General features: G+C 57.0%; 10 protein-coding genes and 1 pseudogene. 4 read left to right on the forward strand and 7 right to left on the reverse strand.

All coding sequences use genetic code 11. The features are described from left to right. Window positions 1–144 precede the first annotated feature (144 nt). Both dld and ROR01S_RS02305 read left to right on the forward strand, forming a co-directional pair. Window positions 145–1,890, forward strand: coding sequence for a D-lactate dehydrogenase (gene dld / locus ROR01S_RS02300; protein ID WP_004864729.1), 1,746 nt, complete (start codon window positions 145–147; stop codon window positions 1,888–1,890). A gap of 85 nt (window positions 1,891–1,975) precedes the next feature. After that, entirely contained in the window at window positions 1,976–2,530 is a 555-nt protein-coding gene (locus ROR01S_RS02305) for a GNAT family N-acetyltransferase (RefSeq protein WP_004864731.1), read from the forward strand. Between the two features lie 39 nt (window positions 2,531–2,569). Here the strand turns inward: ROR01S_RS02305 and pbpG are convergent, their stop codons facing one another. Beyond that, entirely contained in the window at window positions 2,570–3,517 is a 948-nt protein-coding gene (pbpG, locus tag ROR01S_RS02310; RefSeq protein WP_015583849.1) for a D-alanyl-D-alanine endopeptidase, read from the reverse strand. A 200-nt stretch (window positions 3,518–3,717) separates the two neighbouring features. Further along, window positions 3,718–4,305 (reverse strand): Yip1 family protein, encoded by a 588-nt coding sequence (locus ROR01S_RS02315; RefSeq protein WP_004864735.1) that lies wholly within the window; start codon window positions 4,303–4,305, stop codon window positions 3,718–3,720. Between the two features lie 405 nt (window positions 4,306–4,710). Between ROR01S_RS02315 and ROR01S_RS02320 the strand changes: the two genes are divergently transcribed. Further along, window positions 4,711–5,280, forward strand: coding sequence for a DedA family protein (locus ROR01S_RS02320; protein ID WP_004864738.1), 570 nt, complete (start codon window positions 4,711–4,713; stop codon window positions 5,278–5,280). A 63-nt stretch (window positions 5,281–5,343) separates the two neighbouring features. On the opposite strand, the gene mdtQ is transcribed toward ROR01S_RS02320, so the two are convergent. Beyond that, complete coding sequence (gene mdtQ / locus ROR01S_RS02325) at window positions 5,344–6,789, reverse strand: multidrug resistance outer membrane protein MdtQ (protein ID WP_064359075.1); 1,446 nt, start codon at window positions 6,787–6,789, stop codon at window positions 5,344–5,346. 123 nt (window positions 6,790–6,912) lie between these two features. Here mdtQ and ROR01S_RS02330 point away from each other — a divergent pair, with 123 nt between their 5' ends. Beyond that, complete coding sequence (locus ROR01S_RS02330) at window positions 6,913–7,647, forward strand: class I SAM-dependent methyltransferase (protein WP_032717953.1); 735 nt, start codon at window positions 6,913–6,915, stop codon at window positions 7,645–7,647. A gap of 123 nt (window positions 7,648–7,770) precedes the next feature. Here ROR01S_RS02330 and ROR01S_RS02335 read toward each other — a convergent pair whose 3' ends face one another. From ROR01S_RS02335 to ROR01S_RS02350, 4 genes and pseudogenes are all read right to left on the reverse strand, one after another. Next, window positions 7,771–9,165 (reverse strand): glycoside hydrolase family 1 protein, encoded by a 1,395-nt coding sequence (locus ROR01S_RS02335; protein WP_004864744.1) that lies wholly within the window; start codon window positions 9,163–9,165, stop codon window positions 7,771–7,773. 15 nt (window positions 9,166–9,180) lie between these two features. Next, window positions 9,181–11,150 (reverse strand): annotated as a pseudogene (gene bglF / locus ROR01S_RS02340) (PTS beta-glucoside transporter subunit IIABC). 31 nt (window positions 11,151–11,181) lie between these two features. Beyond that, window positions 11,182–12,015, reverse strand: a complete 834-nt coding sequence (gene bglG / locus ROR01S_RS02345; RefSeq protein ID WP_004864750.1) for a transcriptional antiterminator BglG — start codon at window positions 12,013–12,015, stop codon at window positions 11,182–11,184. 176 nt (window positions 12,016–12,191) lie between these two features. Further along, the gene (locus ROR01S_RS02350; protein ID WP_015583844.1) at window positions 12,192–13,556 is read right to left on the reverse strand and encodes a carbohydrate porin; all 1,365 of its coding nucleotides are present in this window, start codon (window positions 13,554–13,556) and stop codon (window positions 12,192–12,194) included. Window positions 13,557–13,560 lie beyond the last annotated feature (4 nt).

Consider the following 13,560-nt stretch of genomic DNA (forward strand, 5'->3'; position numbering starts at 1 on the left):
CCGCAGTTTGCCATATATATAAACAAGACGCCTGCACAATGCTAAGGTTCTTCTCTGATTTTTCGACACATTGGTGCACAAAATTGTCATACAAAGCGCTATGCTTAATTCCGATATTTTCGGTACCACCACAAGGAGTGGATCATGTCATCGGCAACAACATCGAATAATTCTGGTTTTCTGGCGGAACTGGCAAGACTGGTTGGCTCCTCCCATCTGTTAACCGATCCGGCAAAAACCCAGCGCTACCGTAAAGGTTTCCGCTCCGGCCAGGGCGACGCGCTGGCGGTGGTCTTCCCGGGAACCCTGCTGGAACTGTGGCGCGTGCTGAGCGCCTGTGTCGACGCCGATAAAATCATTTTGATGCAGGCGGCGAACACCGGGCTGACCGAAGGTTCAACCCCAAGCGGCAACGACTACGACCGCGAGATCGTCATCATCAGCACCCTGCGCCTCGATAAGCTGCACCTGCTGGATAAAGGCGAACAGGTGCTGGCGTTCCCGGGCACCACGCTCTACTCGCTGGAAAAAGCGCTGAAGCCGCTGGGTCGCGAGCCGCATTCGGTGATCGGTTCTTCCTGCATCGGCGCCTCGGTGATCGGCGGGATCTGCAACAACTCCGGCGGTTCGCTGGTACAACGCGGCCCGGCCTATACCGAGATGTCGTTATTTGCGCAGATTGACGAAAACGGCAAGCTGCGGCTGGTGAACCACCTCGGGATTGACCTCGGCGCCACGCCGGAACAGATCCTCAGCCGCCTCGACGACGACCGTATCAAAGAAGATGATATTCAGCACGATGGCCGCCACGCCCATGACCACGATTACGTCACCCGCGTGCGCGACGTCAATGCCGATACCCCGGCGCGCTACAATGCCGACCCGGATCGCCTGTTTGAATCCTCCGGCTGCGCCGGCAAGCTGGCGGTATTCGCCGCGCGCCTCGATACCTTTCCGGCGGAAAAACGCCAGCAGGTCTTTTACATCGGTAGCAATAACCCGGCGGTGCTGACGGAGATCCGTCGCCATATTCTCGCCGAGTTTCAGCACCTGCCGGTGGCGGGTGAGTACATGCATCGCGATATCTACGATATCGCCGAGCGCTACGGGAAAGACACCTTCCTGATGATCGATAAGCTCGGCACCGACAAAATGCCGTTCTTCTTCACGATGAAAGGCCGCACCGACGCCATGCTGGAGAAAGTGTCGCTGTTTAAGCCCCACTTTACCGACCGCTTCATGCAGAAGCTCGGACACGTCTTCCCGGCGCATCTCCCGGAGCGGATGAAAAGCTGGCGCGATAAATATGAACATCACCTGCTGCTGAAAATGGCGGGCGATGGCATCGAAGAAGCCCAGACCTGGCTGACGGCATACTTCCGCGAGGCCGAGGGCGATTTCTTTGCCTGCACGCCGGAAGAAGGCAGCAAAGCGTTTCTTCACCGCTTCGCCGCCGCAGGAGCAGCCATCCGTTACCAGGCGGTACATGCCGACGAAGTGGAAGATATTCTGGCGCTGGATATCGCCCTGCGCCGTAACGATACCGAGTGGTTTGAGCATCTACCGCCGGAGATCGACAGTCAGCTGGTACATAAGCTCTATTACGGTCACTTTATGTGCCACGTCTTCCACCAGGACTACATCGTCAAAAAAGGCGTCGATGCCCACGAACTGAAAGAGAAGATGCTGGAGCTGCTGAAGGCGCGCGGGGCGCAATACCCCGCCGAGCATAACGTCGGCCATCTCTATGAAGCGCCGGAGAGCTTAAAACAGTTCTACCGCCAGAATGACCCGACTAACAGCATGAACCCGGGGCTCGGAAAAACCAGTAAGCAGAAGTACTGGGGTGAGCGCCAGGCGGACGGGAGTCACGGCGCTGAAGAGCACTAATCAGGGGTGACGAGTTACGGGATTCTGTATTACGCTGCACGCCGGAGAAACGCCTCTCCGGCAAACCTGGTTAAGGAGTCCCATCATGTCCGAAGCGGATATGTTACACGGCGCTGAATTAGAGATCCGCGAAGCCCTGCCCGATGACGCGCACGCCATCGCGGCGCTGTACGTCTGGCACGTGCTGAACGGACGCGCCTCCTTTGAAGATATTCCCCCGACCGTCGATGAAATGCGCAAGCGCATCAAAACCGTGCGTGACAACGGGCTGCCCTGGCTGGTGGCGCTGTGGCGCGGCACCATCGTCGGCTACTGCTACGCGACGTTTTACCGTCCTCGCCCCGCCTATCGCTACACGCTTGAAGAGTCGATTTATGTCGAGTCCGGCATGGGCGGGCGCGGCATCGGCAGCGCCCTGCTCACGCAGCTGATTGCAAAGTGCGAACAAGGCCCGTGGCGGCAGATGCTGGCGATTATCGGCGACGGGCATAACAATGCCGGCTCGCTCGCCATTCACAAAAAATTTGGTTTTACCGTGGCGGGTCAGCTGCGTAGCGTCGGGTACAAGATGGGCGACTGGCGGGATACGTTAATTATGCAGCGCCAGCTCGGCGAGGGCGACTTAACCATACCGGAATAAAAAATCCCCCGCCCGCGTGCGCGAGTCGGGGGAGAGGCATTAATCGTTTTGCGCGGTCTGCGCGCCGCCTTTCAGCATCGCATCCGCCATCTGCGCCTCACGCTGTTTTTTATAGCTCAGCGCGGAGGCCGGAACCGGCATCACCTTCCCGGTTTCAACCCAGGTACGCAGACGACTGGCGTCGGCAAAGTGGGTATATTTCCCGAACGCATCCATCACCACCAGCGCCACCGGGCGCTGATTAATCACCGTTCTCATGACCAGGCAGTGGCCCGCGGCATTAGTAAAACCGGTTTTGGTCAGCTGGATATTCCAGTTATCCCGATAGACCAGGTGGTTGGTATTACGGAACGGCAGCGTATAGGCCGGATGGGCGAAGGTGGCGGTATCTTCTTTGGTGGTGCTCAGCTGGCCGATCAGCGGATACTGCTCGGTGGCCATCAGCAGCTTCGTCAGGTCGCGCGCGGTCGATACGTTGTGAATCGACAGGCCCGTCGGCTCAACGTAGCGAGTATGGGTCATGCCCAGCGCCTGGGCCTTGGCGTTCATGGCGCGAATAAAGGCGTCATAGCCGCCAGGATAATGGTGGGCCAGGCTCGCGGCAGCGCGGTTTTCGGAGGACATCAGCGCCAGCAGCAGCATATTGCGGCGGCTGATTTGGCTGTTCAGCCGCACGCGTGAATAGATGCCTTTCATCTCCGGCGTGTGGCTGATATCTACGGTGAGCATCTCGTCTAACGGCAGATGCGCATCCAGAACCACCATCGCCGTCATCACTTTGGTAATCGATGCGATGGGGCGAACCAGATCCGGCTGGCTCTGGTAAATAATCTTTTTGCTGGCAAGATCAACGATCATCGCACTGCCGGAAGCAATTTCCGGCTGCAGGGCCGTGGCGGCCACGGGGGTTTTTGCTATCGCCTGGGGCGCAAAAGGCACAGCCAGAAGCAAGGTCAGGCTGAGCAAAGAAACTCGAAATTTCGGCATCGTGAGCATTCTGAAAAGTATTCTTGCACGTTATTAACGTACGCTGCGTCGCCGGGCAACAGGCAACGCTGGCAGACCCTATCATACCCCGGCAGAACGCGACCTGACTAATAAGAATCGTGAGCAAATGCTGCATTGCTGGCATAAAAATCCATTTATGCCAGCAATAGATTCACTCATCAAACGGTTCAGCAACAGAATTAAAACAGTCGGTAGCCGTATCCCCAGAGAATAACGGTTATCGCCAGCAGGACTTCAAGCACCAGTACCCCGATGGCCAGGGTGGAACTGGCAAAGCTGAGTCCCTCTTCTTTATTAATACTCAGGAAGGTCGGGATGCCGAGATACAGCAGGTAGCCGGTGTAAAACAGCGCGATCGTCCCCACCAGCGCGCACAGCCAGACCAGCGGATAAAGCGCGACCAGCCCGCTAAGAAACAGCGGCGTAGCGACATACCCGGCAAACACCATGCAGCGCTTAAGCGATGGCCGCTGCGGATAGTTTCTGGCCATCCACCAGATAATCCTCCCCATCACCGCGACCCCGCCCAGCATCACGGCGTAGAACACCACCGCCAGCGCCAGACCGGTCATCAGCGAAAGTTTTACCACGGTGCCATCGCCAAAGTTCCAGCCAAGCTGCGTGGTGCCGATAAAGGCGCAGATAACCGGAACCGCTGCCATGACCAGCACATGGTGCGTATAGTGGTGCGAAATCGTCTCGTTTTCGCTCTTGATAACGCTCATCTCTTGATTCGGATGAGAGAATAGTCCCCAGACATGGTTCATAGCGTCCCCCTTGTCACGGCCTCGTACAGCACTGATCCAAGTATAATTCACCCTGCGCGATTCGTTTATGTACAGCACTAAAAATGCGCTCAGAGCCTGTCCTGGCAGGCGTTTTTGGCGCAGGCGGTTTGAACACCGACAGCGCGGAGAAAGCGCCGCGTAGGCGTAGCACGTGCAGGCGGATTCCCCCTGGCAGGCCGCCATAAATCGTTGTGATCCCTGCCCTGCGGCAAAATGACCAGCAAAAGCGTCCTGATGAGATAGACGCTTAACCTCGTTTTAAGCCCCAGGGTGTATGATTAACCCATTGATGATTGATCCCGTTGATGCTTCGCGCTGCACAACCGGCCCCGCTGGTCGCCAGACATGCGCGGAAGCATAAGGGGTAAGGGAGTTTATTTTTGTATGGATATCAATAACCTGATTTCCCAGTATGGCTACGCTGCGCTGGTCATTGGCAGCATGGCGGAAGGTGAAACCATCACTCTGCTGGGCGGCGTGGTCGCGCATCAGGGGTTATTAAAATTTCCCCTGGTCGTTCTCTCCGTTGCCCTCGGGGGAATGATCGGCGATCAGCTGCTGTATCTGCTGGGCCGACGCTTTGGCGGCAAGCTGCTGAAGCGATTTTCCCGCCATCAGGCGCGGATACGCAAAGCGCAGCGCATGATTCAGCGCCGCCCCTATCTGTTTGTGATTGGGACCCGTTTTATGTACGGTTTCCGGGTCATCGGGCCGTTATTGATCGGCGCCAGCCGCCTGCCGCCAAAAGTGTTCCTGCCGCTGAATATTCTCGGCGCGCTGGTGTGGGCGCTGTTATTCACCACGCTGGGCTATCTGGGCGGGGAAGCCATTGGACCGTGGCTGCATCATCTTGATGCGCATCTGAAGCACTGGATCTGGCTGATTCTGGTGGTCGCGCTGGTGGTAGCCGCGCACTGGTGGTTCCGACGCCGCGAGGCGAAAAAGAAAGAGTAGCGCCGAGCCGGCACCGCCTGACGACCGGAAAGCCCGGCCGCGCAGAGGGTGCCTTGCCAGGCGTTAACCTGATTTCGTGGTCTGGTGGTAGCCGCCGCCCAGCGCCGAGGTCAGCTGAATGCTGGCATCCAGCCACTGGCCGCGCAGACGCAGCGCGGTAATGCGCTCCTGAAGCGCAGGCAGCCTGGCCATACTGACACGTGACCCCGGAAGAATCCCGGCGCTCATGCGAGCCTCCGCCAGATTCACCGTCCGCTGCGCATCTTTTTCAACCTGCTGCTGCTGCTGATTCTTCTCCATCAGGGTCTCAACCTGGCTGGCGGTCTTCGCCACCTGGTTCACCGCGTCCACAACCGCTTTGTTATATTTTGCCACCGACAGATTATTCTGCGCGCTGGCAATATCGAGGTTGGCATTCAGTCTGCCGCTATCAAAGACAGGCAGCGTCAACCCAGCGGACAGCCCCATCTGCTGGGCGGAATGGCGGAACAGATCGCTCAGGTGCAGCGCATCCTGCTGCAGGAAGGCCATCAGGTTGATGTCCGGATAGAACGCCGCTTTCGCCGCATCCACCTCGCTCAGCGAGGCCTCAATATACCAGTGGGCCACCTGCAGATCCGGGCGGCGCGCCAGCAGCTCATACCCCAACTCCGTCGGCATCTGCGCGCTCACCTGCGGAAGATTAGCCGGATGCAGATTCAGCGCCTGACTCTGGCTGTTGGTCAGCGCCATCAGGCGCGCTTCGATCTCTTTCATACTGCCCGCAACGTCCGCCAGCTGCTGGTCGGTTTTGCTGACATTGATATCGTTTTCAGCCCCTTCGGCCGAGTTGGTGATCCCGCGCTGATACAGCGCCTGGTCAACGCTGACAATATTATTCTGTTCGCTTTTAACTTGCTGGAGCACGGTTTTCACCGCGGCTTCGGTCTGCCACTGCCAGTAGAGTCGCGCCACGCTGCTGGCCAGCAGTTCGCGGGTTTGCGCCTCTTCCGCCACTTGTGCTTTAAGTTCGCCGATGCGGGCTTTCACCAGCGCCCGGTTTTTCCCCCACAGATCCAGATCCCAGCCCGCCGTCAGACCAAAGGTGCCATTGGTGTACCAGGGCCCGGTATTGCCGTCGGTATCCGTGGCAAACGGCCCCATCAGCCCCTCCGCCGACATTTTCTGCCGTTCAACATTGGCAGAGAAATCCATCTCCGGCCCAAGACTGGCTTGCGACATACGAGCCTGAGCTTCCGCCAGCTTGATACGCTGTTCGGCAATCTGCATATCCGGGGCATTCGCCAGAGCGCGCTGGATCAAATTATTCAGCTGCGGGTCGTGGTAATCCTGCCACCAGTTGCTTTGCGGCCAGCCATTTTTAACCGCCGCGGGCAGATCCATTGACACATGGGAGGCAGGTATCTGCTGCGGCGGCGGCTCGCCAATATCATGGGACGGCGCGCAGCCAGCCAGAGCGATGACCAGGGGGAACCCAGCCAATACGCTTTTTCTCAGAGTAAGATTCATTAGACAGGTCAGGTAACTAAACAAGGTTGGTTATACTAAGTTAAATAAAATTAAGCCGTTTAGTAAAGTGTGTGACTAAACACCTGGATAATTAAAAATAAACAAATAATTCATGGAGTGATAATGAGCCAGAACATCTACGATGATCCTGATTTTTTTGCAGGATATGCCACTCTCGACCGGTCGGTTAAAGGGCTCGACGGCGCGCCGGAATGGCCGGCTATTCAACGTATGCTGCCGGCTTTACGCGGCCTGCGCGTCGTCGATCTCGGCTGCGGCTACGGCTGGTTCTGCCGCTGGGCGCGTGAACAAGGCGCCGCCCAGGTGACCGGTGTGGATCTTTCCAGCCGGATGCTCGACCGCGCGCGTGAAATGGGCCAGGGAGACGATATTGACTACCGCTGTGAAGATTTGCAGACGCTGACCCTGCCGGCCGACTCATGCGAGCTGGTCTACAGTTCGCTGGCCCTGCACTATCTCCCCGATGTCGCCCCGCTGTTCGCCGTGATTTACCAGGCGCTGACCCCCGGCGGCACGCTGCTCTTTTCCGCAGAACACCCTGTCTACACCGCCCCCCTCCGCCAGGGCTGGCAGAACGATGACGCCGGACAGAAAATCTGGCCGGTGAGTCACTATCAGCAAGAGGGAGAGCGAATCAGCAACTGGTTTGCCGACGGGGTGAAAAAACAGCACCGCAAGCTGGCCAGCTGGATAAACCTGCTGGTTGCCGCCGGTTTTGTCATTGAGCATCTCGATGAATGGGGGCCAACGGCGGAGCAAATCGCCGCCCAGCCGGGGCTGGATGAGGAAAAAGAGCGGCCGATGATCTTTCTGCTGCGCGCCCGCAAACCGGCATGATAAGTAAAAGGCCCGGAGAATCTCCGGGCCTTGAACGGGGTGACGACGCGATTTTAGCGACGGTGATCGCCTCTCTGTCGGGGGCGGTTAATACCTTCCCTGACCACCAAAGCCATCAGGCGATTACTCTTTCAAGCTGCCGCCACGGCTGGCAATCACCTCTTTGTACCAGTAGAAGCTTTTCTTCTTGCTGCGCGCCAGGGTCCCGTTGCCGCTGTCATCGCGATCGACGTAGATAAAGCCGTAACGTTTGGACATCTCCGCTTTCGACGCGCTGACAAGGTCGATGGGGCCCCAGCTGGTAAAGCCCAGCAGCTCCACGCCGTCTTCAATGGCTTCTCGCGCCTGCACCAGATGGTCGTTCAGGTAGCTGATACGGTAGTCATCGTTAATGCTGCCGTCAGCTTCAACTTTATCTTTCGCCCCCAGCCCGTTCTCAACGATAAACAGCGGCTTCTGATAGCGATCCCACAGCACGTTAAGCAGCGTCCGCAGACCCAGCGGATCGATCTGCCAGCCCCACTCGGAACTCGCCAGATGCGGGTTCGGCACCATGCTGAGAATATTACCACGCGCCTTTTTGTTCAGCTCCTCGTCGGCGGTGACGCAGCCGGTCATGTAATAGCTGAAGGAGATAAAATCGACGGTCTCTTTCAGCGCCGCGCGGTCGGCATCGGTGATGGTAATCGTCATTCCCTGGTCGCGGAAGTAGCGCAGCATGTAGCCCGGATACTCGCCCCGACACTGCACGTCACCGAAGAACTGCCAGCTGCGATTCTGTTGCAGGGTTTCAAAGATATCTTCCGGTTTACAGCTTAGCGGGTACATTAAACCGCCCAGCAGCATATTGCCGATTTTGCCCTCGGGCACGATCTCATGACAGGCTTTTACCGCCAGGGCGCTCGCCACCAGCTGATGGTGAATAGCCTGATAGACCGCCTCTTTACTGCTCCCTTCCGGCAGGCCGACGCCGGTCATCGGGGCATGCAAAGACATATTGATTTCGTTAAAGGTCAGCCACAGCTTGACCTTATCTTTATAGCGGGCAAACACCGTTCTGGCGTAGCGTTCGAAGAAGCCAATCACCTCGCGGCTGCCCCAGCCGCCGTAGTTTTTCACCAGCGCCCACGGCATTTCATAGTGCGATAGCGTCACCAGCGGCGTGATATTGTGCTGAGCCATTTCAGCAAACAGGCGGTCGTAAAAGGCCAGCCCGGCCTCATTTGGTTCGGCATTGTCGCCGTCCGGAAAAATCCGCGTCCAGGCAATCGACACCCGCAGGCAGTTGAAGCCCATCTCCGCAAACAGACGGATATCTTGCGGGTAGCGATGGTAAAAATCGATCGCGATATCTTTGATGCCGCTGTCGCCCGGCACCCGTTCAACGACGTCGCCAAAGACGCCATGCGGCTGTACATCTGAGGTTGATAATCCTTTGCCATCTTCCAGATACGCGCCTTCCACCTGATTTGCCGCGGTTGCGCCGCCCCATAAAAAGGTCTGCGGGAATCTCTTCATCTTTCTCTCCTCTGATTAATGGCTGACGGACAACAGCGGCTGGCCGGCATCAACCACGCTGGTGGATTCGATGTCTACGGAACGATAATCGTCGCTGTTGCTGATAATAATCGGGGTCGCCAGGTCATAACCGGCGTCCAGAATGGCCTGGCGGTCAAATTCAAGCAGCACATCACCGGCTTTGAACTTATCGCCTTCTTTAACATGGGCGGTAAACGGCACGCCATCGAGTTTCACGGTGTCAATACCAACATGGATTAACAGCTCAATGCCGCTATCGCTGAGCAGACCAATCGCATGTTTGGTCTGAAAGAGTGACGCCACTTCTCCGGAGAACGGCGCAATCACTCTGCCGACGCTGGGAATGATCGCCACGCCTTTTCCCAACAGACCGCTGGCGAAGGTGCTATCGGGGACCTGATCCAGCGCCAGTACGGTACCGGTCATCGGGGCAAGAATATCGTTTTCCGATACCGGAGCAAGCGGAAGGTCCGATGCTTCCGCCCGGCTTGCCGGCAGTCCGGCGATAAAGGTCAGCACGCAAGAGATAACCAGTGCAGCCACGATGCCAATCACCCCGCCCCATACGGTGTTGTCGATTCCTTGCGGCGGAATCATCTGCGCCAGAGTGAAAATATTGGCAAAGCCAAAGGAGTAGACGTGGCTGTCGCTCAGCCCAACGATGGCCCCACCGATGGCGCCGGCCACACAGCCGAAGATAAACGGGCGACGCAGCGGCAGAGTCAGACCATAAATCGCCGGCTCGGTGATACCAAAGATCCCGGCGGATACCGCAGATCCGGCCAGCACTTTTTGCCGCGCATCGCGGGTGCGCAGGAAGATCCCCAGCGCCGCCCCAACCTGGCCCATCACCGCCGGCAGCAGCATCGGCAGCATCGAGTCCTGTCCCAGCACCGTCAGGTTATTAATCATCAAGGGGATCAGCCCCCAGTGCAGGCCAAAAATAACGCATACCTGCCATAGCGCGCCCATCGCCGCGCCCGCCAGCCACGGCGCGACGGTGTAGATAATCTGGTAACCGTGGGCCAACAGCTGACTGAGCCAGGTGGCCACCGGGCCGATCGCGAGGAAGGTCAGCGGAACCACTACGGCGATGCAAAACAGCGGCGTAAAGAAGTTTTTCATTGCTGAAGGTAGCAGCGCGTTGCTTTTGCGCTCCAGCCAGCAGCTCACCCACGATGCGAGGATAATCGGGATCACCGAGGAGCTGTAGTTGATAAAGGTTACCGGGATGCCGAGAAAGTGCGCCGCCTCGCTACCGGGAAGCTGGGCCGCGTCAAAGGCCTGAATCATCATCGGATGGGTCAACGCCCCGCCGATCACCATGGTAATAAACGGATTACCGCCGAATTTTTTCCCGGCGGTATAGCCCAGAAACAGCGGGAAGAAAAAGAACAGCGCGTCGCTGGCGGCAAACCAGATTTTATAGGTCCCCTGCTGCGGAGTCAGCCAGCCGCAAACCACCGCCAGCGCCAGTAGCCCTTTCAGGATCCCCGAGGCCGCCAGCACGCCGATAAACGGCGTAAAGATACCGGAGACCACATCAATCACCTGGCCAAGCACCGAGGTTTTTTCCGCGGAACCGGTCACCGGTTCGCTGTCGTCCGTCAGACCCGCTTCAGTGCGTACCGCCTGCCAGACATCGTGGACGTGGTTACCAATCACCACCTGGAACTGACCACCGCTTTCCACCACCATGATGACGCCAGGGTTGGTCTTCAGTCCTTCCGCGTCCGCCTTCTTGTTCTCTTTGAGCTTAAAGCGCAGCCGTGTGGCGCAGTGAACCAGACTCACGATATTCTCTTTGCCACCAACCCGGCTAAGAATATCCTGCGCGAGTGCTTTATATTCCATGCTGTTTTCCTTACTTCCGCTGCCCGCAGGCAACCGTGACTGAGTGTAAAAATAAAAAAAACCCGAGAACCACGCCGGATGGCGTCGCGCTCAGGTTTTGCCTGCGTTATGCAGTAACAATCCAGTTTTCAGTAAAGGGAATTAACGCCCTTCTTTTCTCACCCGCTCGATATGAATGGCGAGAAACATAATTTCTTCCGTCGTCAGCGACCGCTGATAGCTTTTCTGTAGATGAATCGCGACGGTTTCGGCACATTTCCACGCTTTGGCGTAGTTATCTTTCACCGCGCTGTGCAAAGTGACGTCATCATCTGCCACCACCGTGCGCGTCAGCATCCGCTGGGCAAAAAACTTCAGATGAGTGACAAAGCGCTGGTAGCTCAGCGACTCTTCGTCATAGTTCAACTGCAGTTGATACTTCACCAGCTGCAGGATCTCCTGCATCACCCGGGTGACATGCATCACTTCCGGCATTTCGCTGTTGAGCTGCGCGGTGACCAGGTGCAGCGCAATAAATCCGGCCTCATCTTCGGCGAGCTCAACGCCGAGCCGCCTGGCGATAATCGCCCGCGCCTCCTGCCCGAGCTCAAACTCTTTCGGATAAAGCCGCTTAATTTCCCACAGCAGTACGTTGCGGATCGTCACCCCATTCTTTTGCCGTTCAATGGCAAAATGGCAGTGATCGGTCAGGGTGATATACAGGCTCTCCTGCAACTTACCCAACCGCCCGCGCGCCAGTTCAATAATCCGATCGCAGGTGGTCATCACTTCTAACGGTATCTGACTGAGTAATTCACCTAAACGGCCAACCAGTTCATCGCTCTGCAGCGCGAAGATCTTTTCAATTTTACTTTCGTCCAGTGAGTCACCGACGCGTTTCTGAAAGGCTAGCCCTCGCCCCATCACCACCTGTTCGCGTCGCTGCTCATCTAAAACAACCACCACATTATTATTAAGAACTTTGGCGATTTGCATATGAACCCCAGAAACAAAAAAACCTGACCCCCGACAAAGCCGGGAAATCAGGTTTTGCCTGCCGAAGCAGTAGCAATCCAACACCCGCACTGTAGCAATTTCTTCCGTCGGCTCAACCTGCGAAGCCGAAAAACGTGATACGGATCGCGACTAATCACTCGACGCGGTATAGACCGTCAGAAAGTCACCACGGTTTTCCACTCGATGACCCAGGCATCCTGAGTCTGAGCGACGCCGCCCGGACGATGCCAGTACTGCAGTCCTGGCTGCAGCTCAAGCCACGAAACCGGACGCAGGCGGTAGTACAGTTCAGCATTCACCGAATGCCCGGCCACCGGCTGATAGTTCGCCGCGTAGTAGTCCGTAGCTCCGCTGACCTCATTCATATACTGCTGATTGCGCGCGTAATGGTTGCTCATATCCATCCAGGTCAGGCCAAAGCCCAGCCAGTCTTGCGGACGGGCGTCAAACAGGCCACGATAGCGCATTGATGCGGCTACGGCGGTATGGATGTAGTTGCTGCGCTGATCGCTATAGCTGCCGCTCAGCGAGACGCTCATCCCGCGATCGGGGTCGTCGGCATGGCGGGTTATCTGCTGGTTCATCCCGGCATACAGAAACCAGGTGCGATCGTATTGCGCATATCCTTGCGGATCGGTGGCCCCGGGGCCGCCGGATTTTCCGCTATACAGATCGCTCTGCGGCGCGTTGGTGTAGAGCACACCGAGGTTATACGCGCCGGAAAGGCCATTGATGACCGGCCGCGCTTCAATCTCTACCGGCAGCAGAATGCCTTTGCTGCCTTTTGTCGACCAGCTCCACGCGTGGCTACGGGAAGAGGCTTCCGGGTTTTGCTCCATGACACCGCCCTTCAGCGTCAGCGTCGGGGTCAGCTTATATTCGACGGTCGTTCCCCAGGTATGGACGTTCCAGTTGTTCCAGGTCATCGAGTTAGCGGACTTGCCGCCGCACTGTGAAAGCAGCTGGAAATCGCAGGGGATAATCTGATCGAAGGTCTGCACCTTATTCATCATCCCGATACGCCACGTCAGACGACGGTCATCGAAGCTACGGGCAAAGGTCAGCCAGCCAAGACGGGTAATAGACTGGCCTCCCCAGCTCTCCTGCGCCAGATCGTTAAAATTAACCCGCGGATCCTGCAGCCGCTGGGTGGTCAGGTTGTCATCGTGGTTACGGTTAACGATATTACCTTCGATACGTGCATCCGGGATCCCGGTCCAGCGCTCCAGGTCCTGCGTAAAGGTCAGAGCGACCTGATCGATATAAGCCAGCTGTTTATCATGGTTATATCCGCCGCCCGCGTTGTAACCCATTTCATTGAGGTAGCCGAGATTATAATGAAATCCGTTATTTTCAAGGATTGGACGAATCCCTGACATCTCCCCGAGCAACCCTTTTTGCGGGTTCTCAAAACCTAATACCGTACCGTTCCATTTTTCCGTTTCCGCGGCAAAAGCGCCGGGCGTTAACAGCGAAAATGTCACTATCAACAGGAGGGGATTTATTTTTTTGTTGTGCATAATG

Origin of the sequence: Klebsiella ornithinolytica NBRC 105727 = ATCC 31898 (genome assembly GCF_001598295.1) — a bacterium.
GTDB lineage: Bacteria > Pseudomonadota > Gammaproteobacteria > Enterobacterales > Enterobacteriaceae > Klebsiella > Klebsiella ornithinolytica.

Excerpts from the sequence above, each read along its gene's own strand:
- dld (WP_004864729.1), top strand. The coding sequence starts at position 145 with ATGTCATCGGCAACAACATCGAATAATTCTGGTTTTCTGGCGGAACTG.
- ROR01S_RS02305 (WP_004864731.1), top strand. The coding sequence starts at position 1,976 with ATGTCCGAAGCGGATATGTTACACGGCGCTGAATTAGAGATCCGCGAA.
- pbpG (WP_015583849.1), bottom strand. The coding sequence starts at position 3,517 with ATGCCGAAATTTCGAGTTTCTTTGCTCAGCCTGACCTTGCTTCTGGCT.
- ROR01S_RS02315 (WP_004864735.1), bottom strand. The coding sequence starts at position 4,305 with ATGAACCATGTCTGGGGACTATTCTCTCATCCGAATCAAGAGATGAGC.
- ROR01S_RS02320 (WP_004864738.1), top strand. The coding sequence starts at position 4,711 with ATGGATATCAATAACCTGATTTCCCAGTATGGCTACGCTGCGCTGGTC.
- mdtQ (WP_064359075.1), bottom strand. The coding sequence starts at position 6,789 with ATGAATCTTACTCTGAGAAAAAGCGTATTGGCTGGGTTCCCCCTGGTC.
- ROR01S_RS02330 (WP_032717953.1), top strand. The coding sequence starts at position 6,913 with ATGAGCCAGAACATCTACGATGATCCTGATTTTTTTGCAGGATATGCC.
- ROR01S_RS02335 (WP_004864744.1), bottom strand. The coding sequence starts at position 9,165 with ATGAAGAGATTCCCGCAGACCTTTTTATGGGGCGGCGCAACCGCGGCA.
- bglG (WP_004864750.1), bottom strand. The coding sequence starts at position 12,015 with ATGCAAATCGCCAAAGTTCTTAATAATAATGTGGTGGTTGTTTTAGAT.
- ROR01S_RS02350 (WP_015583844.1), bottom strand. The coding sequence starts at position 13,556 with ATGCACAACAAAAAAATAAATCCCCTCCTGTTGATAGTGACATTTTCG.